Origin of the sequence: Pseudoalteromonas sp. NSLLW218 (assembly GCF_015864775.1) — a bacterium.
Classification (GTDB): domain Bacteria; phylum Pseudomonadota; class Gammaproteobacteria; order Enterobacterales; family Alteromonadaceae; genus Pseudoalteromonas.
In genome coordinates this window covers 240,550-263,209 of record NZ_JADYWO010000001.1, presented here as the reverse complement: position 1 = coordinate 263,209, position 22,660 = coordinate 240,550, and the positions used below count along the sequence as shown (strand labels likewise).

Annotated in this window: 26 protein-coding genes, 3 tRNA genes and 1 riboswitch; of the genes, 8 read left to right on the top strand and 21 right to left on the bottom strand. The window is 40.5% G+C overall.

Annotated features, from left to right (window positions below; genetic code table 11):
* Positions 1 to 65: 65 nt before the first annotated feature.
* The 5 genes from I6E80_RS01120 to I6E80_RS01100 all read right to left on the bottom strand — a co-directional run bounded on the left by I6E80_RS01120 (position 66) and on the right by I6E80_RS01100 (position 3,382).
* Positions 66 to 392 carry a hypothetical protein gene (locus I6E80_RS01120; protein ID WP_197184581.1) on the bottom strand — a complete coding sequence of 109 codons (327 nt, stop codon included), beginning with the start codon at positions 390 to 392 and terminating at the stop codon, positions 66 to 68.
* A gap of 171 nt (positions 393 to 563) precedes the next feature.
* Positions 564 to 770, bottom strand: a complete 207-nt coding sequence (locus I6E80_RS01115; RefSeq protein ID WP_024599243.1) for a PspC domain-containing protein — start codon at positions 768 to 770, stop codon at positions 564 to 566.
* A 10-nt stretch (positions 771 to 780) separates the two neighbouring features.
* A complete protein-coding gene (locus tag I6E80_RS01110; RefSeq protein ID WP_197184580.1) occupies positions 781 to 1,461 on the bottom strand; it encodes a PspA/IM30 family protein in 681 nt (226 codons plus the stop codon).
* A 244-nt stretch (positions 1,462 to 1,705) separates the two neighbouring features.
* Complete coding sequence (dusA, locus tag I6E80_RS01105) at positions 1,706 to 2,638, bottom strand: tRNA dihydrouridine(20/20a) synthase DusA (RefSeq protein ID WP_231616691.1); 933 nt, start codon at positions 2,636 to 2,638, stop codon at positions 1,706 to 1,708.
* 123 nt (positions 2,639 to 2,761) lie between these two features.
* A complete protein-coding gene (locus tag I6E80_RS01100) occupies positions 2,762 to 3,382 on the bottom strand; it encodes a MarC family protein (protein ID WP_024589771.1) in 621 nt (206 codons plus the stop codon).
* Positions 3,383 to 3,477: 95 nt separating this feature from the next.
* Here I6E80_RS01100 and I6E80_RS01095 point away from each other — a divergent pair, with 95 nt between their 5' ends.
* From I6E80_RS01095 to I6E80_RS01085, 3 genes are all read left to right on the top strand, one after another.
* Positions 3,478 to 3,915 (top strand): transcriptional repressor, encoded by a 438-nt coding sequence (locus I6E80_RS01095; protein WP_024599240.1) that lies wholly within the window; start codon positions 3,478 to 3,480, stop codon positions 3,913 to 3,915.
* 75 nt (positions 3,916 to 3,990) lie between these two features.
* Entirely contained in the window at positions 3,991 to 4,458 is a 468-nt protein-coding gene (locus I6E80_RS01090; protein WP_007580265.1) for a chemotaxis protein CheX, read from the top strand.
* The gene (locus I6E80_RS01085) at positions 4,455 to 4,883 is read left to right on the top strand and encodes a secondary thiamine-phosphate synthase enzyme YjbQ (protein ID WP_024599239.1); all 429 of its coding nucleotides are present in this window, start codon (positions 4,455 to 4,457) and stop codon (positions 4,881 to 4,883) included. Before I6E80_RS01090 ends, I6E80_RS01085 begins: the two co-directional genes overlap by 4 nt.
* 222 nt (positions 4,884 to 5,105) lie before the next feature.
* Here the strand turns inward: I6E80_RS01085 and I6E80_RS01080 are convergent.
* The 4 genes from I6E80_RS01080 to orn form a co-directional block, all read right to left on the bottom strand.
* A tRNA-Gly gene (locus I6E80_RS01080) sits at positions 5,106 to 5,181 on the bottom strand.
* 43 nt (positions 5,182 to 5,224) lie between these two features.
* Positions 5,225 to 5,300, bottom strand: a tRNA-Gly gene (locus I6E80_RS01075).
* Between the two features lie 43 nt (positions 5,301 to 5,343).
* Positions 5,344 to 5,419: transfer RNA gene (locus I6E80_RS01070), tRNA-Gly, on the bottom strand.
* A 121-nt stretch (positions 5,420 to 5,540) separates the two neighbouring features.
* On the bottom strand, positions 5,541 to 6,086 hold the full coding sequence (orn, locus tag I6E80_RS01065) for an oligoribonuclease (protein ID WP_197184578.1): 546 nt from the start codon (positions 6,084 to 6,086) through the stop codon (positions 5,541 to 5,543).
* A 121-nt stretch (positions 6,087 to 6,207) separates the two neighbouring features.
* Between orn and rsgA the strand changes: the two genes are divergently transcribed.
* Both rsgA and asd read left to right on the top strand, forming a co-directional pair.
* Positions 6,208 to 7,266, top strand: a complete 1,059-nt coding sequence (rsgA, locus tag I6E80_RS01060) for a small ribosomal subunit biogenesis GTPase RsgA (RefSeq protein WP_024606370.1) — start codon at positions 6,208 to 6,210, stop codon at positions 7,264 to 7,266.
* Positions 7,267 to 7,281: 15 nt separating this feature from the next.
* Positions 7,282 to 8,148, top strand: coding sequence for an archaetidylserine decarboxylase (gene asd / locus I6E80_RS01055; RefSeq protein WP_197184577.1), 867 nt, complete (start codon positions 7,282 to 7,284; stop codon positions 8,146 to 8,148).
* A gap of 146 nt (positions 8,149 to 8,294) precedes the next feature.
* Here asd and I6E80_RS01050 read toward each other — a convergent pair whose 3' ends face one another.
* The 8 genes from I6E80_RS01050 to I6E80_RS01015 all read right to left on the bottom strand — a co-directional run bounded on the left by I6E80_RS01050 (position 8,295) and on the right by I6E80_RS01015 (position 15,997).
* On the bottom strand, positions 8,295 to 9,044 hold the full coding sequence (locus I6E80_RS01050; RefSeq protein ID WP_197184576.1) for a ThiF family adenylyltransferase: 750 nt from the start codon (positions 9,042 to 9,044) through the stop codon (positions 8,295 to 8,297).
* A gap of 50 nt (positions 9,045 to 9,094) precedes the next feature.
* Entirely contained in the window at positions 9,095 to 10,630 is a 1,536-nt protein-coding gene (thiE, locus tag I6E80_RS01045; protein WP_197184575.1) for a thiamine phosphate synthase, read from the bottom strand.
* 10 nt (positions 10,631 to 10,640) lie between these two features.
* Positions 10,641 to 11,432, bottom strand: a complete 792-nt coding sequence (locus I6E80_RS01040) for a thiazole synthase (RefSeq protein WP_024606374.1) — start codon at positions 11,430 to 11,432, stop codon at positions 10,641 to 10,643.
* Between the two features lie 5 nt (positions 11,433 to 11,437).
* Entirely contained in the window at positions 11,438 to 11,632 is a 195-nt protein-coding gene (gene thiS, locus I6E80_RS01035) for a sulfur carrier protein ThiS (protein WP_024606375.1), read from the bottom strand.
* A 7-nt stretch (positions 11,633 to 11,639) separates the two neighbouring features.
* On the bottom strand, positions 11,640 to 12,650 hold the full coding sequence (locus tag I6E80_RS01030; RefSeq protein WP_197184574.1) for an FAD-dependent oxidoreductase: 1,011 nt from the start codon (positions 12,648 to 12,650) through the stop codon (positions 11,640 to 11,642).
* A 105-nt stretch (positions 12,651 to 12,755) separates the two neighbouring features.
* A complete protein-coding gene (gene thiC, locus I6E80_RS01025) occupies positions 12,756 to 14,708 on the bottom strand; it encodes a phosphomethylpyrimidine synthase ThiC (protein WP_024600334.1) in 1,953 nt (650 codons plus the stop codon).
* A 143-nt stretch (positions 14,709 to 14,851) separates the two neighbouring features.
* Positions 14,852 to 14,966: riboswitch (TPP riboswitch) on the bottom strand.
* Positions 14,967 to 15,073: 107 nt separating this feature from the next.
* The gene (locus tag I6E80_RS01020) at positions 15,074 to 15,472 is read right to left on the bottom strand and encodes an META domain-containing protein (protein WP_010555269.1); all 399 of its coding nucleotides are present in this window, start codon (positions 15,470 to 15,472) and stop codon (positions 15,074 to 15,076) included.
* A gap of 126 nt (positions 15,473 to 15,598) precedes the next feature.
* Positions 15,599 to 15,997 carry a thioesterase family protein gene (locus tag I6E80_RS01015; protein WP_197184573.1) on the bottom strand — a complete coding sequence of 133 codons (399 nt, stop codon included), beginning with the start codon at positions 15,995 to 15,997 and terminating at the stop codon, positions 15,599 to 15,601.
* Positions 15,998 to 16,081: 84 nt separating this feature from the next.
* On the opposite strand from I6E80_RS01015, the gene I6E80_RS01010 reads away from it, so the two are divergent.
* Positions 16,082 to 18,220, top strand: coding sequence for a TonB-dependent receptor (locus I6E80_RS01010; protein WP_197184572.1), 2,139 nt, complete (start codon positions 16,082 to 16,084; stop codon positions 18,218 to 18,220).
* A 501-nt stretch (positions 18,221 to 18,721) separates the two neighbouring features.
* Here the strand turns inward: I6E80_RS01010 and epmA are convergent.
* Positions 18,722 to 19,696, bottom strand: coding sequence for an elongation factor P--(R)-beta-lysine ligase (gene epmA, locus I6E80_RS01005; RefSeq protein ID WP_197184571.1), 975 nt, complete (start codon positions 19,694 to 19,696; stop codon positions 18,722 to 18,724).
* A gap of 56 nt (positions 19,697 to 19,752) precedes the next feature.
* Positions 19,753 to 20,319, bottom strand: coding sequence for an elongation factor P (gene efp / locus I6E80_RS01000; RefSeq protein WP_024596699.1), 567 nt, complete (start codon positions 20,317 to 20,319; stop codon positions 19,753 to 19,755).
* Between the two features lie 41 nt (positions 20,320 to 20,360).
* Here efp and epmB point away from each other — a divergent pair, with 41 nt between their 5' ends.
* Complete coding sequence (epmB, locus tag I6E80_RS00995; RefSeq protein WP_197184715.1) at positions 20,361 to 21,374, top strand: EF-P beta-lysylation protein EpmB; 1,014 nt, start codon at positions 20,361 to 20,363, stop codon at positions 21,372 to 21,374.
* An 8-nt stretch (positions 21,375 to 21,382) separates the two neighbouring features.
* Here epmB and I6E80_RS00990 read toward each other — a convergent pair whose 3' ends face one another.
* A complete protein-coding gene (locus tag I6E80_RS00990; protein ID WP_024600329.1) occupies positions 21,383 to 21,592 on the bottom strand; it encodes a hypothetical protein in 210 nt (69 codons plus the stop codon).
* An 82-nt stretch (positions 21,593 to 21,674) separates the two neighbouring features.
* Here I6E80_RS00990 and I6E80_RS00985 point away from each other — a divergent pair, with 82 nt between their 5' ends.
* Complete coding sequence (locus I6E80_RS00985) at positions 21,675 to 21,965, top strand: prephenate dehydrogenase (protein WP_076923732.1); 291 nt, start codon at positions 21,675 to 21,677, stop codon at positions 21,963 to 21,965.
* Positions 21,966 to 22,015: 50 nt separating this feature from the next.
* On the opposite strand, the gene I6E80_RS00980 is transcribed toward I6E80_RS00985, so the two are convergent.
* Positions 22,016 to 22,507 (bottom strand): DUF3016 domain-containing protein, encoded by a 492-nt coding sequence (locus I6E80_RS00980; RefSeq protein ID WP_197184570.1) that lies wholly within the window; start codon positions 22,505 to 22,507, stop codon positions 22,016 to 22,018.
* Positions 22,508 to 22,660 lie beyond the last annotated feature (153 nt).

Below are 22,660 nucleotides of genomic sequence, written 5' to 3'. Positions count from 1 at the left end.
TGAAAACTTTAAATTACAGGCTAAATTTAACATAGTTAACCTATAATAGTCAGTCAAATTAAGGATTAAGAGGCTACTTTTTTGTTACCGGCAACAAGCCAACACAACACTGCAACAAATAGTAACGGCCATGCAATCATTATAGATCCGAATAAAAGCGCTAAAACAGTCCCTGCTAACGCCACTACACCCGCACCTACTAATCCAATAGTAATTAAAGCTACTACCGCAACTACAGTAACAATTGCGGCCAAAGCGCCTACAAGCTCTAGCCCTGCCCAGCTAATATCAGCAATCCATAACGGCAACTGCCAAGAGTCAACATGCACAAACGCTATTAAATCAGTAAACAGTAATAAATAGATAATTACACATACTGCCAAAGCTTTCATAGTAATTCTCCTTATACCAACCGGCTTATATACGGGGTTTATTTAACGATAAGCAAATTGCGCTATAACTAGGCAAAAGTTTTTATATCTAGTTGTTATACATATAAATTTCAACAACGTTATAGAGTGATTTAATTCGTCAAATTGTTCAAATTTTTATGCCTATTGGTATTAATACTCTTTATTTTCAAGGCAGCAATGCGCAATAAAATAACCAAGAGCAACTGCAAACGGAAAACTTAAAAATAATAAAATAGTTACTAAGCGCGTTGCCCACACCGGAAAATCTAATCGATGCGCCAAACCACTACATACACCTGATATTTTTTTATTTAACGTATCTTTATACCAACCACGTTGGCGATTAAAGCTGTTCATAATCTTCTCCTTAAGCAGTCTGTTTTAAATCAGTTTTTAAACTTGTTTTCAACTGAGCTAGCTCAGCATCTATTTTTTCATTTTTAACTAAGGCTTCAATTTGTGCAGCAGTCGTATTTGCAGAGTCGGTTAACTCATACGCTTCTATTTGCGCTTCAATACTTTCTACACGTTGCTCAACTTGCTCAAACCGAGATAATGCATTAGCTACTTTGTCGCTTTGTAACGTTGTACTTATCTTTTTTCTTGCAGCTGCTACATCATGGCGTTTAACTAATTGTGCTTGCTTCGTTTTAGCTTCTACTATTTTTTGCTGCAGGCGCTCACAATCAACTTTAATTTTTGCGATAGACTCTTGCAAAGTTTCTAACTGAGTTTGCTTATTTACAATGCTTTCGTTAACGCGCTGCTTTTCAAGTAAAGCAGATTTAGCAAGGTTATCACTGCCTTTTTCAACCGCATGTTCAGCCTTAACTTGCCAAGCTGCTAATTCTGTTTTTTTAGTATCAATTTGACGATTAATTATTTTTTCTTCACACAATAAAGCAGCAGCTGTACTACGACACTCATTCAACGCATCTTGCATGTCGGTAAGCATTAGGTTTAAAAGTTTTTCAGGGTCTTCTGCTTTATCAAGCATAGCCACAATGTTTGATTGAATAACGTCATTTACGCGGTTAAATATTCCCATGGTATTCTCCTGTTGATTTTTAATTAATTTCAACAAGAAGATTCCAAGAGTTGTGCCAAGTCCATCAAAATAAAAATAAAACATTTAAAATCAAGGTAATAAACAATAAGGCATCTAAATTTTAGTGACTTCAAGCTGAACAGCATAGAGTGTAATTGGCCAATAAATTATGATTTTGACTAATTTTTAGGATCAAAAAAGCCACTCGAAAGTGGCTTAAATTTAGAATTTTTAAAGCTTAGCTTTATTCTGGTACAAAGCTTAATGCTTTATCCATTACCGATAAATCAGCTTGTTTCCCATGACCACTTTCAGAAAGGTGGCGCCTAAAGCCTCGTGCACCTGGTTGCCCCTGAAAAATACCGAGCATGTGACGTGCAATATGCCAAAAATTAGCCCCCAAACGCATTTCTTCTTCAATGTAACTGTACATTGAGCGCACTACGTCGTGGCGTGATTGTGTGTTTGCAGCATCACCATAAATTTTCTCATCAACGTCATTGAGCATAAATGGGTTACTGTAAGCTTCACGCCCAATCATTACACCATCGATATGTTGTAAATGTTCTAGGCTCTGCTCAATTGTTTTAACACCGCCATTTAAGCTTAAATCGAGTTGCGGATAATCTTTTTTAAGTTGATAAACACGTGGGTAATCAAGCGGTGGAACTTCACGATTTTCTTTTGGGCTTAAACCATTGAGCCATGCTTTACGAGCATGAATAATAAAGTCATCACACCCTACTTTATGGGACGCTTCAATTAGCGCACATAAAAACTCATACGAATCTTGCTCATCAATGCCAATGCGCGTTTTAACGGTAACAGGAATGTTTACTTCGTTTTTCATTGCTGCAACACAGTCCGCAACTAATTGAGGTTCAGCCATTAAACATGCGCCAAATCGACCATTTTGAACTCTGTCTGACGGGCAACCTACATTTAAATTTATTTCGTCATAACCACGCTCACCGGCTAATTTTGCACATTGCGCAAGCGCTTTAGGATCAGAGCCACCAAGCTGCAACGCCACTGGGCCTTCGTGTTTATTAAAATGTAAGTAGTCGCCTCGACCAAATAAGATAGCTCCTGTGGTTATCATTTCAGTATAAAGCACAGTATGTTTAGTCATTTTGCGATGAAAAGTACGACAATGGCGATCAGTCCAATCCAACATTGGTGCCACAGAAAAGCGTCTATCCAAAGTACATTTATTCAAAGCAAACCTCAGGGTATTAAAGTTATTAAGCACAGCTTAAAAGGCGCTGCATTTTACACAAAAGCCTAACGGGCATCAATGTTAAGAGAACACCTGCAAGCCAAAATAATGGGCTATGCCATTTAAAATATTGGTAACCGCAACCGAACTTAAAATAAGCCCCATAATTCTACTTATTATACTTGCACCACTGTCACCAATTAATTTATGTACATGCGTTGCAAGCAATAACAAAACCAGTACAACCGCTAATACAGCAAGCATCATTGAAGACGTTAGTAACTGCTCAACCCATGTATATTCTTCGTTGCGAGTCATTAATACGGCGCCTAACATAGCGCCCGGGCTCGCAATAGATGGAATCGCTAACGGAAAAATAGCGGTTTCAGTACTATCGCGCACACTTTTAATTTCGGCTTCAGGTTTACTTTCACCAAATATCATTGAAAGCGCAAAAATAAGTAATATGATTCCGCCGGCTATTTGAAAAGCCGAAAGTGGGATTTCAATTGCGTTAAGTAATTGCTCACCTGCAAGTACAAAAAATAAGAGCACTAATGCAGATACGCCTACCGCTTTAAATATAACTTTACGTTTAAATTTCTCATCATCACCACGTGTGACTGCAATAAATACAGGGACAGTGCCAATGGGGTCAATAACCGCAAAAAAGAAAATAAATATAGCCAATAGTTCGTGCATTACTGGGTTTCCTAGGTAAAAAGCGCTTAATAAAAACGCTGCAACTACAACACAGTATGTTAGTATACCACGGTAGCATAAGGATAAGAGTAATGATGAATATAGAATCACTCGTAAGTAAAGCAAAACAAGTTTGTGACAACCGTGGTGCGCGTTTTACGCCTATCCGCGAGAAAGTATTTCGTCTATTAGCCAGTGCACAAGGTGGTGTTGGTGCATACGATTTGCTTGAGCAATTAAAAGTAACTGAAACAGGTGCTAAACCTGCAACTATTTATCGTGCATTAGACTTTTTAGCTGAACTAGGTTTTATTCATAAAATTGAAAGCACAAATGCATTTATGCTGTGCCATCATTTTGATCATATTCATCCTGTACAGTTATTAATTTGCGATACCTGTGGATTTGTTAAAGAGTTGCACTCGACCGTTATCTCTCATGAGTTAAATAATTTAGCCGCTGAAGGTGGCTTCGTTGTTTCTGGACAAACAATCGAAGCACATGGCAAATGTGAGTCTTGTAGAGCATCATAATCCCCCAAAATTATCCTTAGTGGCTATACTCATACTATATAGCCATTTATTAGCCCCAATTTAAGAGTACCCACTATGAATGTAGAGTTCATCAATCCGTTTTTATCATCTTTAATTAATGTTTTGAGCACTATGGCTCAAACTCAATTAAAACCGGGTAAACCTCGCATTAAAACTGATGAGATTGCCTGTGGTGATGTATCAGGTTTGATTGGTATGGTTGGCCCGCAAACTCGCGGATCATTTTCAATTACGTTTGATGAAGGGCTAGCATTAACCATTATGGAACGTATGCTTGGCGAAAGGCCAGATACTATAGATGAAGAAGTAACTGACATGGTTGGCGAGATAACCAACATGGTAACCGGCGGTGCTAAAAACTTACTAGGTGAGAAAGGCTTCGACTTTGATATGGCAACGCCTATTGTGGTATCGGGTAAGGGTCATACAATTACTCATAAAAGCCAAGGTAAAAAGATTATCATGCCATTTAGCTGTGACGCTGGTAATGCAAACATTGAAGTTAGCTTCGATAAACTATGAGTTGGCAGCAAAAGCAAATTACATTAAAACCTCGCCCGCGAGGTTTTCATATAATTGATGACGAAATATTGTCTCAACTTCCTGAACTGGCAAATTACAAAATAGGCTTGTTACATTTATTTATTCAGCATACCTCAGCAAGTCTTACCATAAACGAGAATGCAGACCCCACTGTTCGTATGGATATGGAGAGCCATTTCAATAAATTTGTTCCTGAACGTCAACCTTATTATCGTCACGATTATGAAGGTGATGACGACATGCCCGCACATATTAAAACCAGTACGTTAGGCTGTGAGTTAAGTATTCCTATTTCAAATGGTTATTTAGCGTTAGGTACATGGCAAGGTGTTTACTTGGGGGAGCATCGTGACTCTGGTGGCTCAAGGCGAATTATAGCGACTATTCAAGGGGAGCTGTTTTAACACAAGCTTCTCGGTTTAAAATGTTAACCTCTGTTTTTCTTCAGTCATACCCTCATAGATTCAAAATACGCCACTCTATAGACGTAAATCTTAGGCGCGCGAAGTAATAATTTCTAATAATCAAAACTTCAATGCTGAATATTACACATAGAATAAAGTAGATGAGAGATATTTTAAATCATGATTTTTAATACAGAAAATTTTGAAAGGATATAAAATAATTGGAGCGGTACACGAGGCTCGAACTCGTGACCTCGACCTTGGCAAGGTCGCGCTCTACCAACTGAGCTAGTACCGCATTATATTTTCATTCAACACTACAATTTCTTTTGGTTAGAAATTGGAGCGGTACACGAGGCTCGAACTCGTGACCTCGACCTTGGCAAGGTCGCGCTCTACCAACTGAGCTAGTACCGCATTATATTTTCATTCAACACTACAATTTCTTTTGGTTAGAAATTGGAGCGGTACACGAGGCTCGAACTCGTGACCTCGACCTTGGCAAGGTCGCGCTCTACCAACTGAGCTAGTACCGCATTTTAATTATGGATATAAAATGACCACAATAAAAACAACTCAAACACACTAACCCCGCGTGGGTTATCGTCTTGAGCGGGGCAGGATTCTACAATAATCCGATGTGTTTGCAAGTGTTTTTTACAAATTAAAGAAATTTTCTCTATAGACTTTTAATTCCATAATCGAATCTTTAATATCATCCAGAGCAAGATGCGAGCCTTTTTTGTTCACTTTTGCAAGAACTTCTGGTTTCCAGCGACGTGCTAATTCTTTAATAGTACTTACGTCAAGATTTCGGTAATGGAAAAAATCTTCAAGATCGCGCATATATTTATTCATAAAGCGGCGATCTTGCCCAATTGAATTACCACACATTGGTGATACACCCGCAGGCACCCACTGTTTTAAAAAATCTAAAGTTTGTGCAACGGCATACTCTTCATCGAAAGTACTTGCTTTACAGCGTGTTGTTAAACCTGACTTTCCATGTTGAGTAGTACACCACTCGTCCATACCATTTAGTAATTCATCACTTTGATGAATAGCGATAGTTGGCCCTTCGGCTAATATATTCAAGTCTGCGTCAGTGACAACCGTCGCAATTTCGAGTATTTTATCGGTCTCTGGTTCGAGCCCTGTCATTTCAAGGTCGAGCCAAATTAAATTTGATTTATTAATAGTCATAATTACCTAAGCGGTGCTTTCCTTTAGATCCAACGCATTTCGATATATCATATTAGCATCAACCGTCGAGCTAAAGCTTTTTTTAGGAAAAGCGACATTTAACTAAGGTTATAGGCCTCCAGTGGCAAAACAAAAAAAATTAAGTAAAGGCCAATCGCGTCAGATCAAGGCCAATCACCAAAAGCGCATTAATAGCGCAGACTCAAGACCGGCTAAAAAAGGGGCGCAAGAATGGCAAACCGATAACTTAGGTCAGGTCGAGAGCGCAATTGTGATCAGTCGTTTTGGCCAGCACGCCGATGTAGAAACTGAAAATGGCGATGTACTGCGCTGTAATATACGCCGTACCGTGTCTAATTTAGTATGTGGTGATGAAGTATTGTTTCGCCGTGCCAAAGTAAGTGAAGGCGATTTAGCCGGTGTAATTGAAGCCACGCAAGAGCGTCGTTCGCAACTTACCCGCCCTGACTTTTACGACGGTGTAAAAGTTATTGCAGCCAACATTGACCAAATATTGATGGTGTCGGCAGTATTACCCGAGTTTACCCCTAGTATTATCGACCGTTATTTAATAGCCTGTGAAGATATGGGTATTGAGCCAATTTTAGTGCTCAATAAAACCGATTTAATTGACGAAGCAGGCCTTAGCGAAATACAAAAAGTTCTCGATATCTATCGTAAACTTGATTACCAAGTACTCCTTGTTAGTAATATATCAGGCGATGGTATTGATAAATTAAAAGAAGTACTTGTTGATAAAAATAATATTTTTGTTGGCCAAAGTGGTGTGGGTAAATCAACCCTCGTTAATACTGTATTGCCTAACGCTGAAATATTAACTAAAGAAGTATCTGAAAACAGCGGCTTAGGCCAGCACACAACAACAGTTTCGCGACTACACCATTTACCAAGTGGCGGTAACCTAATCGACTCGCCAGGAATTCGTGAATTTGGATTATGGCATTTAGATGTTGAGCGTGTAACGTGGTGTTTTAAAGAGTTTAGAGAATTTATAGGCGGGTGCCGCTTTAGAGACTGTAAACATTTAAACGATCCGGGTTGCATAGTTAAAGAAGCTGTAGCCGATGGCAGAATTTCTCAATTGCGCTTTGACAGCTACCACCGAATTTTAGAAACAATGGCCGATGGCCGTGCAGGCGCCCGTGCGCCTCGCGTATAATTTAGGATAAATACTGTGAGTTTAGACAAATTTAAAATCGCAATGCAGTACGCAATGCCAAAACATTTTATTTCACGCGTAGTAGGTAAATTAGCTGCTGCAAAAGCGGGCGCTTTAACAACTACTTTAATTAAACTATTTATTAAGCAATACAAAGTAGACATGAGCGAAGCGCAATACCCAGATCCGGCTCATTATAAAAGCTTTAATGAATTTTTTACTCGTCCTTTAAAAGACGGCATGCGCCCAATGGTAGAAGATAGCAATATCATCACTCAGCCAGTGGATGGCGCAATCAGCCAGCTAGGCGATATTGTTGACGGACAGCTAATACAAGCTAAAGGTCACGATTACAGCTTACAAGCGCTACTAGGCGGCTCACAAGATGACACAACACCATTTTTAGGCGGTAAGTTTGCCACTATTTATTTAGCGCCTAAAGATTACCACCGTATTCATATGCCAATTGATGGCACACTAAGCAAAATGGTTTACGTGCCAGGTGACTTATTTTCAGTAAACCCACTTACAGCGCAAAACGTGCCTAATTTGTTTGCACGTAACGAACGTGTGGTAGCAATTTTTGAAACTGAAATTGGTCCGCTTGCAATGGTACTTGTTGGCGCAACAATTGTAGCCAGCATAGAAACTATTTGGGCAGGTACTGTCACGCCACCAGCAGGTAGCGATGTATTTAGTTGGAAATACCCAACCACTGGCGATAATGCCATCACGCTTAAAAAGGGTGAAGAAATGGGCCGCTTTAAATTAGGCTCTACTGTGGTACTTGCATGGGGTGCTAATAAAGCTGAAATACTGGACGATCAACTACCAGAAGTGGTTACTCGCTTAGGTACTGCGTTTGCAAAAATTAACGACTAAAATCAATCGTTAATTAAAAATAAAAAACCGCGTTTATTTAAACGCGGTTTTTTATTTTTGTAGACGTAGAGCTTGCTCACGTTAAAAGCGTCAGCTTTTGGTTTCTTAACGCCACATGTAATAACAGGCACAAGCCCCTCAAAAACCTATTTACCACACTCTTTACACTCTAAATCTTTAATCACTTTAAAGTGCTGTTGTTTTAAAGTAAGCGCATGAAAGGTTATAAACACACCCCCCTCTGCATGCCCCAGCAATAAATTGAGCGTAAGTTGCGCCTGCATAGAGCCTATTACACCAAGTAGCGGGCTGATAACCCCTGCGTTACTGCAATTTATAACGGGTGTAGCTTCGCTTTGTGGAAAAACACAGCCATAACACGGGCTATTACTTTGCCTAAAGTCAAAGCCCATTAACTGCCCTTTAGTTGCGAGTGCAGCACCAGAAATTAACGGTGTTTTATTAGCAATACAATAACGATTAACACAATAGCGAGTGCTAAAGTTATCAGAGCAATCAAGTACTATGTCAGCCCCTTTTAGCATGTAAGTTGCGTTACTCTCATCTAACTTTTGGCAATGCGTTACTATTTCTATTTGATTATTAAGACTCGCTAATACTTTACCTGCGGCGGCGACCTTGTTTTGCCCTAAGTGATTTATTTTATAAAGCACTTGGCGCTGTAAATTTGAAAGCTCAACCTCGTCATCGTCAATTAAAATAAGCGTTCCAATACCCGCCGCAGCTAAATACAAAAGTGCTGGGCTACCTAACCCGCCTGCCCCAACAACCGCAACCGTTGAAGTTTTAAGCGTTAATTGCCCTTCAAGCCCTACTTCTTCAAGCAATAAATGGCGGCTGTATCGTAGGGTTTCTTTATCGCTTAGCTCATTCACTTTTACTGACCATATTAAGATTAGCCTTGTTAGTATTACCCTTGTTAGTATTAATGTGCACTGCTTATGGCTACTTGCAGAGCGTTTATAGCCTCTACGTAATTATCAGCGTCGGTTATAGCACGCACTACGGCAACACTGCCTACGCCGGTTTTAGCTACCTGCTCAGCACGGCTTAAATCTATACCGCCTATTGCTACTGTTGGGTAACTTTGCATAAGTGGTACAAACTTAATGAGCTTTTCAAGACCTTGTATTTGACCTGTCATGTCTTTTGTTGTGGTTGGGTAAATAGCGCCAAATGCCATGTAACTAGGGCGATAATTATGCGCACGCAGCATTTCATAAAAACCATGAGTCGAAAGCCCAAGCCTTAACCCAGCCTCTTTAATAGCGGCTAAATTAGCAATGTCTAAATCCTCTTGCCCTAAATGCACACCATATGCACCGTGCTTAATAGCTAACTGCCAAAAGTCGTTTATAAATACCTGTGCGTTGTATTGCTTGCCCAGCTCAACAGCTTGCTTAATGAGCCCATCAAGCTCGTCTTGCGTTTTATTTTTTACACGTAACTGCGCTGTTTTAATGCCTTGTTGTAAGCACTTTTCTAGCCAATCGGTACTATCTACAACTGCATATAAGCCAAGCGATTTACTTTCGCACGTTGCAAAATCAGCAGCCATATTAAAATCAAGTGGCACATCAAAATCGAGTTCATCGCCAAGCCAGCTACCTGGCTCAATTACTTGTGGGTAGTCAGCTAAATTAGTGGGGAATGAAGTCTGAGCAACCGGTCCAATTCCCTCGCCGTAGCGTACAGACTGTTTTAACCCTTGGTTTATATATGCTTTAGCTAAAATAAAGGCATCTTTTAATGGGTAATCTTTAGCTAAACACGCAGCAATTACCGAAGCCATGCTACATCCGGTGCCGTGGTTATGCGGTGTTTGTATTTTTTGATTACCAAGCCAATACTCTTCACCATCTTGCGTAAAATTATTTACACAATAATCAATACAATAGCCGCTTGGGTAATCCCAATGCCCGCCTTTAATAACAACGGCTTTTGCACCCCAGCTTAATAGCTTATTAGCCGCTTCTTTTATTGCCGCAGGGCCAATTAAATACACACCGGTTAATAACTGTGTTTCGTGGGTGTTTGGGGTTATTACATCCACCAGCGGCAGTAAACATTCTTTAATTGCGCTTACCGTATCTTCTTCTGTTAGTAAGTCACCGCTTGAGGCAATCGCAACAGGGTCATATACAATAACGGGAGGCACTGGCCACTTAGCTTTATAGTGACTTATATGTTCGCTGATCAACTGAATTTGCTGCACGTTGGCTAACATACCAATTTTAATCACTTTGGCTTTCATGTCTTTTTCAAGCGCTAGTAACTGCGATTCAATAATATCGGTAGACACTGCATTAATAGCCTCCACACCTAAACTATTTTGCGCAGTAAGCGCTGTAATTGCCGTGCAGCCATGCACACCAAAACTTTGCATTGCTTTTATATCAGCTTGAATGCCTGCACCGCCGCCAGAGTCAGAGCCGGCAATTGTCCATACTACGTTATTCATATTTTTTCCTTCACTGCTGATGCCAAAATGGCATCCCCATTGTAGGGGTTGATGGGGCTGCTACGTCTTTTTCCGGCATCGCTTTTGCTTTGTATGCAAAGCGCCCCGCTTCAACTGCGGCTTTAAATGCGCGGCTCATAGTAATTGGGCAACCCGCCCCTGCAATGGCTGAATTTAATAATACCGCATCATACCCCATTTCGAGTGCTTGGCAGGCATGCGATGGCAAACCTAAACCTGCATCGACTATTAATGTGGTATCGGGTAAGCGCTCTCGAATAGTTTTTAAATTATAGCTATTTAACAAGCCTTTGCCTGTACCTATTGGTGCTCCCCACGGCATAAGAACCTCACACCCTAGCTCATTTAAACGCTGGCAAAGTACTAAGTCATCGGTGCAATAAGGCAGTACCTTAAAGCCATCATTAATCAATATTTTTGTCGCTTCAAGTAGCGCAAAAGGATCCGGCTGTAAATTGTAATCATCGCCAATCAGCTCTAGCTTTATCCAATCGGTGGCAAATACCTCTCGGCACATTTTTGCAAGCGTTATCGCTTCTTTAACACTGTGGCATCCTGCGGTATTAGGCAGTATTTTTAAACCTGTATTTTTTATTAACTGCCAAAAGTCATCACCCGCTGCTGCACTTTGTTGGCGTCTTAGCGACACAGTTACTATTTCAGCCCCAGAGGCAACTATCGATTGGGTCATAATATCGGGCGACGGATAAAGCGCAGAGCCTATCAATAAACGACTCTTTATTTGCTCTCCATAAATAGTTAAACAGCCTTTAGTTTGCATGAGCTTTATCCGCCTTGAATGGGCGATAGCAACTCAACACTGTCGCCTTCATTAAGTACATAGTTACTGTGCTGACTTTGTGGAATAAATTCGCTATTAACAGCAACAGCAAAAGGCGCGGCTGCACCAAAACTTTGAAGTACCTCAACGAGCGCTTTGCTATTAACATTAAGTAGCTCGCCATTAATTGTAATGTTCATTTTATTCTCACTCTATTCGTGAAACTGCTTGCGCCACTAATGCCGGCGCCAACATATAACCATGTCGATATAAGCCGTTAATGCTAATTACATTACCAACTTGTGATACTTCTGGGCGGTTATCGCTAAATGCGGGGCGTAATCCGGTTTGAATATTAAGTAGTCGTGCTTCGGCAAACCCGCTATGTACGGTATAAGCGGCTGAAAGTAATTCAAGGGTTGAGCGCACTGTTGCCGCGCCGCTGTCTTGCGATTCGATTTCGGTCGCACCAATTACATATTCATTATTGGGTTTAGGCGCTATATAAATTGGATAACGCGGGTGCATTAAACGCACGGGCCTGATTAAACTTACCTCTGGTGCGTATAACCTTGCTACTTCGCCGCGCACACCTCTAAGCGGTTTATCAACTTGAGTATTTTTAGCACCAAGCCCACGGCAATCAATAATGTAATCGAATGGTCGATTATTTATTTGGTTGTCGCTAATGGTTACGCGCTGATTAAATACAAACTTTACTTTGCGTTTGTTGAGCTGTGCAAAGCTGGCTTTATAAAATGCTTGGTTATCTATTTGCCCCTCGCAGGGTAAAAATAAGCCTTGATTAAAGCGCCCTGCAAGTTCAGGTTCAAGCTTTGTAATTTGTTGAGCATTTATATGTTCGGCAGTGTGATCAGCTAGCGGTTTTATACGCTGTGCAAAGCTTTGTAAATCGCCTTTGTCCTGTTGGTGCGCAATGACCAAAGTGCCTTGCTGCTGAAAAAAAACTTCACTTTCAAGTTCAGCAATAATACCCGGCCAGCGCTTCATTGAATCAAGGCCCATTAATGCTAAGTCAGCCTCGCATAATACCGACTCAGCCAGCGGTGCCAGCATAGCTGCAGCCACTTTACCGGCGCTATTTGGGGTTTGCTCATCGTCAGCTTCAAACACCGTTACATGATGCAACTTACTTAGCTCAAGGGCAGCTAAGCGCCCAGCTAAACCAAAACCCACCACAGCAATGTTATAAAACATAAAACCTCCAAAGCAGTTATTAGTAGGTGCGAATTCACTCGCACTTCTTCAACTTTTAAAGAAGCGAGGTATAAAACCTCACCTACGTCTGCATCTAACTTTTAGCTATACCGCTTTGTGGTAAATCTCTGAGCCTGTTTGCTTAAACTCAGCTGATTTAGCTTTCATTTCGGCTTCTACATCAACCATTTTGATTTCAATAGCCTCGCCAGCATCATTTGGATCAATACCGCGTGTTTCTAAATCTTTAGCGTAATCGCGTACTTCTTGGCTAATTTTCATAGAGCAAAATTTAGGACCACACATAGAGCAAAAGTGAGCTACTTTGCCTGATTCTTGCGGCAAGGTTTCATCGTGATATTCACGAGCACGGTCAGGGTCTAAACCAATATTAAATTGGTCATGCCATCTAAACTCAAAGCGTGCTTTTGATAAGGCGTTATCGCGCTCTTGCGCGCCTGGGTGCCCTTTTGCTAAATCAGCGGCATGCGCTGCAATTTTGTAGGTAATTAAGCCTTCTTTAACATCTTCTTTATTTGGCAGACCTAAATGCTCTTTAGGTGTTACATAACACAGCATTGCACAGCCGTACCATGCTATTTGAGCCGCCCCAATACCTGAGGTAATATGGTCATACCCTGGTGCAATATCAGTCGTTAGCGGGCCTAATGTATAAAATGGCGCTTCGTCGCAATGCTTTAATTGCTCATCCATATTGGCTTTAATCATGTGCATTGGTACATGACCAGGGCCTTCAATAAATACCTGTACATCGTGCTTCCACGCAATTTTAGTCAGTTCACCTAATGTGCGTAGCTCACTAAACTGCGCCTCATCGTTAGCATCAGCAATAGAGCCTGGGCGAAGTCCATCACCCAATGAAAAACACACATCGTATTGTTTTAAAATTTCGCAAATGTCTTCAAAGTGCGTGTATAAAAAATTTTCTTTATGATGCGCCAAACACCACTTAGCCATAATTGAGCCACCGCGCGATACAATACCGGTCACGCGTTTAGCCGTCATTGGTACGTAACGAAGTAATACACCCGCGTGAATAGTAAAGTAATCAACGCCCTGCTCGGCTTGCTCTATAAGCGTATCGCGGAAAATTTCCCACGTTAAATCCTCAGCCACACCGTTTACTTTTTCAAGCGCTTGATAAATCGGTACTGTGCCAATAGGGACAGGCGAGTTACGTACAACCCATTCGCGCGTTTCGTGAATGTAGCGTCCCGTTGATAAGTCCATCACGGTGTCTGCACCCCAGCGGGTAGACCACACCATTTTTTCTACTTCTTCTTCAATAGATGAGCTTACCGATGAATTACCAATGTTCGCGTTAACTTTAACTAAAAAGTTACGCCCTACAATCATAGGTTCTGTTTCTGGGTGGTTTATATTATTTGGTAAAATAGCGCGACCACGGGCTATTTCGTCGCGTACAAACTCTGGGGTAATAAATTCAGGAATACTCGCACCAAACGACTCGCCTTTATGCTGAGCGGCTAGTAATTCTTTACGAATTTCTGCACGTCCCATATTTTCGCGAACGGCTACGTATTCCATTTCAGGAGTAATAATCCCTTGGCGTGCGTAGTGCATTTGCGTTACGTTTTTGCCCGCGATACCACGGCGAATTTTTGGAAGGTGATCAAAGCGAATATGATCCAGCCCTTCATCCGCCATACGTTGCTGCGAAAATTGCGACGTTACTGATTCTAAAACCTCGGTGTCACTACGGCTTTCAATCCATTGTTCACGAAATTTTGGTAAGCCTTTGCGCACGTCTAGTTCAAAATTAGGATCGGTATACGGGCCCGACGTATCGTAAACACGTAACGGATCGTTTGACTCATAAACAGGGTTTTCATCTGTGCCACCAATAAACGTATCACTTAACGTAATTTCACGCATACCAACACGCACACCAGGTTGAGTACCTTCAACGTATACTTTATGAGAATTTGGAAACGGTTGACCCGTTAAGTTATAAATATATTCAGACGCGGCAGCACGAGTTTCTCGGCGTGACGCTTTATTTGTAGTATTTGACATGACTTGCCTCATTGCTTAAGGGTTGTCTTGTCAGATATTCCGAGGAATAGAGAAAGATCGTAAAGTAGCGTACATGCTACTTTGCAGCCTAAAATAAACAAAATCACTTTATTGTGCGCATAAAAAAAGACGCACAAGCGTCCCATTTTAGGCAGCTTGTTCCCTACGCAGGTATTAACCTGATCAGGTTCACGGATCCCGCTTTCGCGATCTCAGCCAAAAACTAATTACTTAGCTTTGGCACTCCGACAAGTATTGATATATAAATTCTGTTCGTTGATTTGAAGGTATTACCCAACAAATCTGCACTGAGTGTACGTCAGTTAAAAACTGCCCGCAAGGGGCTGTTTTTCAAAAACTTAAAATTATTTAGGGATAAACACAAATGTTTGCTCGCCTTGCATGACTAATTGCTGGTCTTGCATTTTAAGCTCGGCACCTTGCTTTAAGGCTTGCAATAGCTGCTGCTCAAACTCATCAAGGTCTTCGCCGCACGACTTGCGCGTCATTCCTAATTTACTTACGGTAAGGTTACTTTCTTCAAGCGAGCCCTCACCAAAAAATTTGTTACAGCCAGCAAAACCGTTTACTTGCAGTGCTTCAATAAAGCTCATTGATGCATTAAACGAAGGTGGAATTGCTAAACCATCAACACGTGATAATTGCCATTGGGTGTATTTAAGCTGCTCACTGGTAACCGTCCCTGTTGATGCGCAACCAACACATAAACCGACTATAAGCATCGGTATTGCTGCTAATTTCATGCTACTACTAACTAATTGTCTAATTAATATAATTGTAACAATATTTATGCCCTTTATCCGTTAAAAATGCATGTTTTAAATGTAAATTTTTGTTCTATGATAGTTTAAAAGTTATACAATTAAGCACTAAGTTGTAGTTTTGAATACGTTATCTATTTGCTCTGGTAAAAACGGCCTACCTTTTTCATTAACGGACGTTCCTATAACCAGTGCATTGAGCATTACTTTTTCATCGCTTTTGCGTACAACAGTTTGCTTAAACGCAAATTTTAAACGACTAATACGCTGCGGCTCTACAGCCACATAAAATTCATCCCCAGGTAATAGTGAATGTTTATAGTCCATTTCGCTGCGCATCACGACTAGGTTAATTTTATCTTTCGCTAATTGAGCAAAATCAATACCGTGTGCGGACAAAAATTCATGGCGAGCATGCTCTAAATAATTAAAATAAACACTGTTATTTACGATACCTTGTAAGTCACATTCGTAATCACGTACTTTGAAGTCAACTTTAAAGGTCATATTAGTAATCCTGATTATTTAACGTATAATTGCCGCGTTTATAGCACATGTGTTTAAATAATTGCTACCATACGAGTCCCTAAAATGGAGTTAAGTAACCCAATGAACTTACGTTTGTCTTTAATTACTGCCGCACTTTTACCGCTGCTTGGTGCACCAATTGCAGCTAACGCTGATGATAGCGACCTAGAAAGAATTGTTGTAACCGGCGATTTTCAGCGCGAAAGCATTCAAACTTTAAGCGCGAGTGCGAGCTTATTCAGCGAAGATGAAATTAATCAACGTGGTGCAAGTTACTTAGACGAAATGTTAGGCAGTGCCGCCAATGTAAATTTTGCATCTGGTGCGTCGCGTGGTCGTTACATCCAAATTCGTGGCGTGGGACTTCGCTCACAATTTGTAGACCCTATTAATCCATCTGTAGGCTTAGTAATTGATGGCATTAACTATTCTGGACTTGGTGGCAGCTCATTATTATTTGATATAGACCAAGTAGAAATTTATCGTGGCCCACAAGGTACACGCTTTGGCGCAGACGGTATGGCCGGTATGATCCAAATGGGTTCAGCTAAAGCCACGAGCGATCCAAGTTTAAAATTACAAGTAGGTGCTGGCACATACAACACACGTGAAGCAGGCATTGCAGCAAGCACAGGCTTAACAGATGACACTAGCGCACGCATTAGCTACTTTCGCAGAAAGTCAGACGGTTACGTAGATAACTTGTATTTAAATGACGAAACACAAAATCAAGACGAACAAGTAGCCCGCTTTAAAATAAACAGTCAGCTTACAAAGCATTTAAATACTGAGTTAAACCTTCACTATATTGATATAAACAACGGTTACGATGCATTTACGCTTGATAACAGCCGCAATAGTGTTGCCGATGAGCCAGGGCAAGATAATCAAGAAAGCTACGCAATCGGTGTTAATAATACTTACACGGGTTTTGATTTATTTGATGTAAATCTAAACCTATCGGCTATTGATACCGAATTACTTTACAGCTTTGATGAAGACTGGGTATGTAACGATACAAGTGAACCACAGTTATGCGCTGCTGGCTTACATCCTGATGGATACAGCTATGAAGACGCTTACTATCGCGATCGTGATGATAGAGCAGCTGAATTACAGCTCAGTGGAAAATTAAAAAATTGGGTCTTGGGGGCATATTACCAAGTGCGTGATGTAGACCTTGACCGTCAACGTAGAAAATTTTCTGAATACCAAACCTTTAATTCTCGATATGAAGTAAGTAATACTGCGATTTATGGCCAAGTAGAGACATCAATTGGTCCAAAAACTACATTAATTACTGGTTTACGTGTAGAGCAATACCAAGGTGACTACACCGATAGCAATGGCTTTATAGAAGATACTGACGATGTAATGGTTGGCGGTAAAATTGCGCTAGAGTATCAGGTAATTGATCGTACGATGATCTACACCAGCATTACGCGTGGCTACAAAGCTGGCGGTATTAATTCAGAAGCACTGGCTAAAGCAAAAGATGAAGGCTTAAACCTAAGCGCTGATTTTCTCCAGCAGCACACCAGCTTCGACCCTGAATATTTATGGAGTGGCGAATTTGGTGTTAAAGGTTCATCGCTTGATGACAAATTTACACTTCGCTTAGCCACATTTTACATGCATCGTGACAACATGCAGTTAAAAGGATGGTTAATAGAAGATCAACAATTTACCAGCTATGTTGATAACGCAAGTTCTGGCAGCAATTACGGACTAGAAGTTGAAGGAAGTTACCAACTAACCGATAACCTGTTTTTAACAGGTAGTGCTGGTTACTTAAATACTGAAATAGACGATTTTGTTGCTAGATCTAATATCTATCAAGCCCCTTTAAACCAAGACGGTCGTGAGCAAGCACAGTCACCTAAATACCAGTATGCGTTTACTGCTCGCTATAACTTTACAAGTGAGCTTTACGGTATGATTGGTGTTGAAGGTAAGGACGACTACTACTTCTCAGATAGTCATAACTCACAGGCACCAAGCAGCAACTTAGTTAACTTAAGCTTTGGTTACGAAGCAGACATGTGGGCAGTTCGCGCATGGGCTCGTAACGTGTTTGACGAAACAGTCCCTACTCGTGGTTTTGAGTTTGGTAACGATCCACAAGATGGTTACACAACGCATACCTACACACAATTAGGTGAGCCTCGTGTTGCAGGTGTTACGTTTACACTTAATCTGTAAAGCACAGCCGTTGACTTTCAAATGAAAGCTACAGCAAGCAAATAAAAACACCGCGTTTAAATTAAACGCGGTGTTTTTATTTGTAGGTGAGGTTTTATACCTCGCTTTTTATAAAGTTAAATTACATGAGCGCGAAATAAATTCGCACCTACAAGTTTGCCGTAGGTTGTTGGGGTTGATGTTTATTGTAGGTGAGGTTTTATACCTCGCTTATTTATAAAGTTAATTTACATGAGCGCGCAATAAATTCGCACCTACAGGTTTGGCGTATGTTGTTGGGGTTGATGTTTATTTGTAGGTGAGGTTTTATACCTCGCTTATTTATAAAGTTAAATTACACGAGCGCGCAATAAATTTGCACCTACAGGTTTGGCGTATGTTGTTGGGGTTGATGTTTATTGTAGGTGAGGTTTTATACCTCGCTTTTTGTAAAGTTAAATTACATGAGCGCGAAATAAATTCGCACCTACAAATATTCCACCTACGCCTACAAGCCAAGCATCACGCTCTTTGAACATCAAACGCTATTACGTCTTTAATTTTTTCTTTATTTGTTGCGAGCATTACCAACCTATCAATCCCCAAAGCCACCCCTGCGCACTGTGGTAATCCATGCTCCAGCGCTTTAATTAAACGCGTATCCATTGGCACTTGCTTTAAACCGTTTTCAGCGCGGTATGCGTTATCTTCATTAAAACGTTTAGCTTGCTCACTGGCATTTGTGAGTTCGTTAAAGCCGTTAGCCAATTCCATATTTTTGTAATAAAGCTCAAAGCGCCCTGCTACGCGTGTATCGTGTTCACAAATTTGTGCAAGTGCCGCTTGAGACGCTGGAAAATGATAAACAAAACACGGTTTTTCTTGTCCTATTGTTGGCTCCACTTTCATACAAAACAATAATTGCAGTAAGGTATCTTTATGCGTTTCATTTTGGGCTATATCAGCAAACCCCTGCTTACACGCTAGTTGCTTTAATTGCTCTATATTTGCGGTTAGCGGGTCAAGTCCGAGTGCTTGTTCAAACGCTTGCTGATAGGTAAGTCTAGTTGCAGGATCGACACCTAAAACAAGCTGCATAAGCTCATCCATTTCATCCATAAGTGCAAATTCATCAAAGCCTGGGCGATACCATTCCAGCATAGTAAATTCAGGATTGTGATGGCTACCCGCTTCTTCATTTCTAAATGCTTTACAAAGCTGAAAAATAGCGCCTGAGCCTGCTGCTAACAAGCGTTTCATGGCAAACTCTGGAGATGTTTGTAAAAATAAAGGAAGCCCACCAGCATGCCCTGGACCTACAAATGTGGTATTAAAACTAGCTAAGTGCACATCGGTTACACTGGCAGCACTTAAGCTTGGCGTTTCTACTTCTAAAACATCACGTGCATAAAAAAATTCACGAATGCGACGTAATATCGCTGCGCGTTGTTTTAGTGTTTCAATGCTTGCGCTTGGGGCCCAAAGATCTGCTGACATATTTTCTCCAAAAAAAATCCCAGCGTAAGCTGGGATTTTATAAACAATGTTAAAGCTTACTTAACACGGCTTACGTATTCACCGTTACGAGTGTCTACTTTAATTACTTCGCCAATTTGTACGAATAATGGAACTCGTACTACAGCACCTGTGCTAAGCGTTGCTGGTTTACCACCAGTACCCGCTGTATCGCCTTTAAGGCCAGGATCTGTTTCAGTGATCTCAAGCTCAACAAAGTTAGGTGGAGTAACAGCAATTGGGCTGCCGTTCCATAATGTAATTGTACATAAGTCATTTTCAACTAACCATTTAACTGCATCGCCTAGTGCTTTTTCGTCAGCAGCAATTTGCTCAAATGTTTCGTTGTTCATGAAATGCCAAAATTCGCCGTCTGTGTATAGATACGCTAAATCAGTATCCATTACATCAGCACCTTCAACTGATTCACCCGATTTAAAGGTTTTTTCAAGCACCTTACCAGAGATAAGTTTACGGATACGAACACGGTTAAACGCCTGGCCTTTACCAGGTTTTACCATTTCATTTTCTAAGATACTGCAAGGCTCGCCGTCCATCATAATTTTTAGGCCGCCCTTGAACTCGTTGGTGCTATAATTCGCCATCGTTTCCTCTATTTATATTTTTTCGAGTAATCTACATGCCAATGATACAAAGAAATGAAGCAAATTTGCATAAAAACTGGCAAAAAGAATTAGCAAATGTAGTTACCTGCCCAAAAACCTTGCTTGAAATGGTCGGTTTATCGAGCCAAGTCCATGAAAACGACCTAAAAGCCCGTAGTTTATTTCCGGTACGCGTGCCTGTCCCTTTTATAAAAAAAATACGCAAAGGCGATCCAAACGATCCTCTTTTGCTACAAGTTATGCCACGCCATCAAGAATTTTTGACTAAGTCGGGTTTTAATAAAGATCCCCTACTTGAGCAAGATAACGAACAACCAGGCCTTTTACATAAGTACAAATCGCGTGTTTTGGTGATGTTTAAAACCGGCTGTGCTGTAAATTGTCGTTACTGCTTTAGAAGGCATTTTCCGTATCAAGAAAACCAGCTTAATAAAAAAAGCCTGCAAGAAACACTGAGCTATATAAAATCAGATACTGATATAAACGAAGTGATTTTAAGTGGAGGCGATCCACTCATGGCCAAAGACGATGCAATAAGCTGGTTTTTAGATGAACTTGAGCAATTACCACAAATTAAACGAATGCGAATTCATAGCCGTTTGCCAGTAGTTATACCTGCGCGAGTGACCGATGAGTTATGTGAACGATTAGCAAAATCGCCATTAAAAATTATTTTTATTAATCACATAAACCACGCAAACGAAATAGACGCTGATTTTAAAGCCGCTATGCAAAAGCTTAAACAAGCAAACGTAACGCTTCTAAACCAAGCTGTAATTTTAAAAGATGTGAATGATACGCTCGATGCACAAATAAATTTAAGCGAAGCGTTATTTGACGCAGACGTATTACCGTATTATTTGTATTTGCTAGATAAAGTTGAAGGGGCCAGCCACTTTGATATTAATGAAGCGCAAGCAATTGAAATAATGGCAGAGCTATTAAAAGCTCTGCCTGGATTTTTAGTGCCTAAATTAGTAAGAGAAATCGGTGGTCAAAAAAGTAAAACACCTATCGACCTTAAGCTAATTTAAAACAGCATTTAAACATATATATTTACGTTGTTACCCAGTGATGCAGTCGCCGATTTAGCCGGCGTTTGCGCACTTGACGATTGCGCTGCACCTTCAATAAGTGCAAGCGCTGCAGCGCCATCAGCTAATTGCTGTTTTTTAGACAAAGCAGCAGTGTAAAGCTCGCTGCCTTGGCCTGAACCAGACATAGCTGGTAAATTTCCACCTGATATATTCATAATTATAAGCCTTAATCAACCTGACTTTTAAATGTAATCCACGTATTATGTCGGCCATGCAGCACAAAGCTTTAGGAAAACCATGGATTCTATTATTGAACAACTCAACACTAACTTAAAAATTGTTTATCGTCAGGCACTTGATGCCGATAAAAAATTAGACGAATTACAACAACAAGGCCATGGCAAATTTAAAGCCTTATTTACTGCCGATTCAGGCTTTAATTTTGAAGCAAAACGCTTTAAGCCTTATGTTCTTGATGTAGCCGCTGACGTAGAAAGCTTATCTAACGATGGTTTTGATGAAGAAAAGCTTAAAACAACCGTTATTAAGTTACAGCAAATACTCACGCTGTTAGCTACTTTTAAGTAATATAATCAGCTTAAAAAAATGCCGCTATTTAGCGGCATTACTATTTTAAGTTAATCTAAACTTGGTAATATTTGCTCACCAAACCACTCTGTTAGTAAACGTTTTTCATAATAGAATGATTCGTCGCGGCCCATTTTAATTTTATCCATAAAGCCCATATCTTTAAGCTCCACATCAGTATCTTTACTTAGCACTGTACCGTCGTTATCGGTTAACGAGTAATCTAGCTTAATGCGTGGAAAATAAATTGGTTTCACTACACGAATTTCATCCATACCGCCATAACGCACATCACCCGCTAAATCTAAATCAGTAAACTCTACGTTTAATTTATAATCTTTTGGCAATTGTTCGGCCAGTTTAGCCATATGCTTTTCGAAACTTGCTGCCACACTTTTGTGATATGAGCTCTTAGTTTGATTTGACGCTCGCACATCACGATAATCATTAAAGTCATGCCATTTAACAACAGACTCGCCAGCATGGGCAAGTGCAGGCAATGCGATACACATTGTTGCTGCTATTTTTTTAACTAAATTCATATCTTTCTCCAAAGAGGTAGACCAATCACAAAGGTGTAGATTGGAATAAACCTAGCATTAGCTATTACTAGACCCAGTTTAGCACTTGTTTATTAACTATAACTTAATCTTACGTATAAAGTGTTACTTATAGCGAGCAAAATGTAATCAACG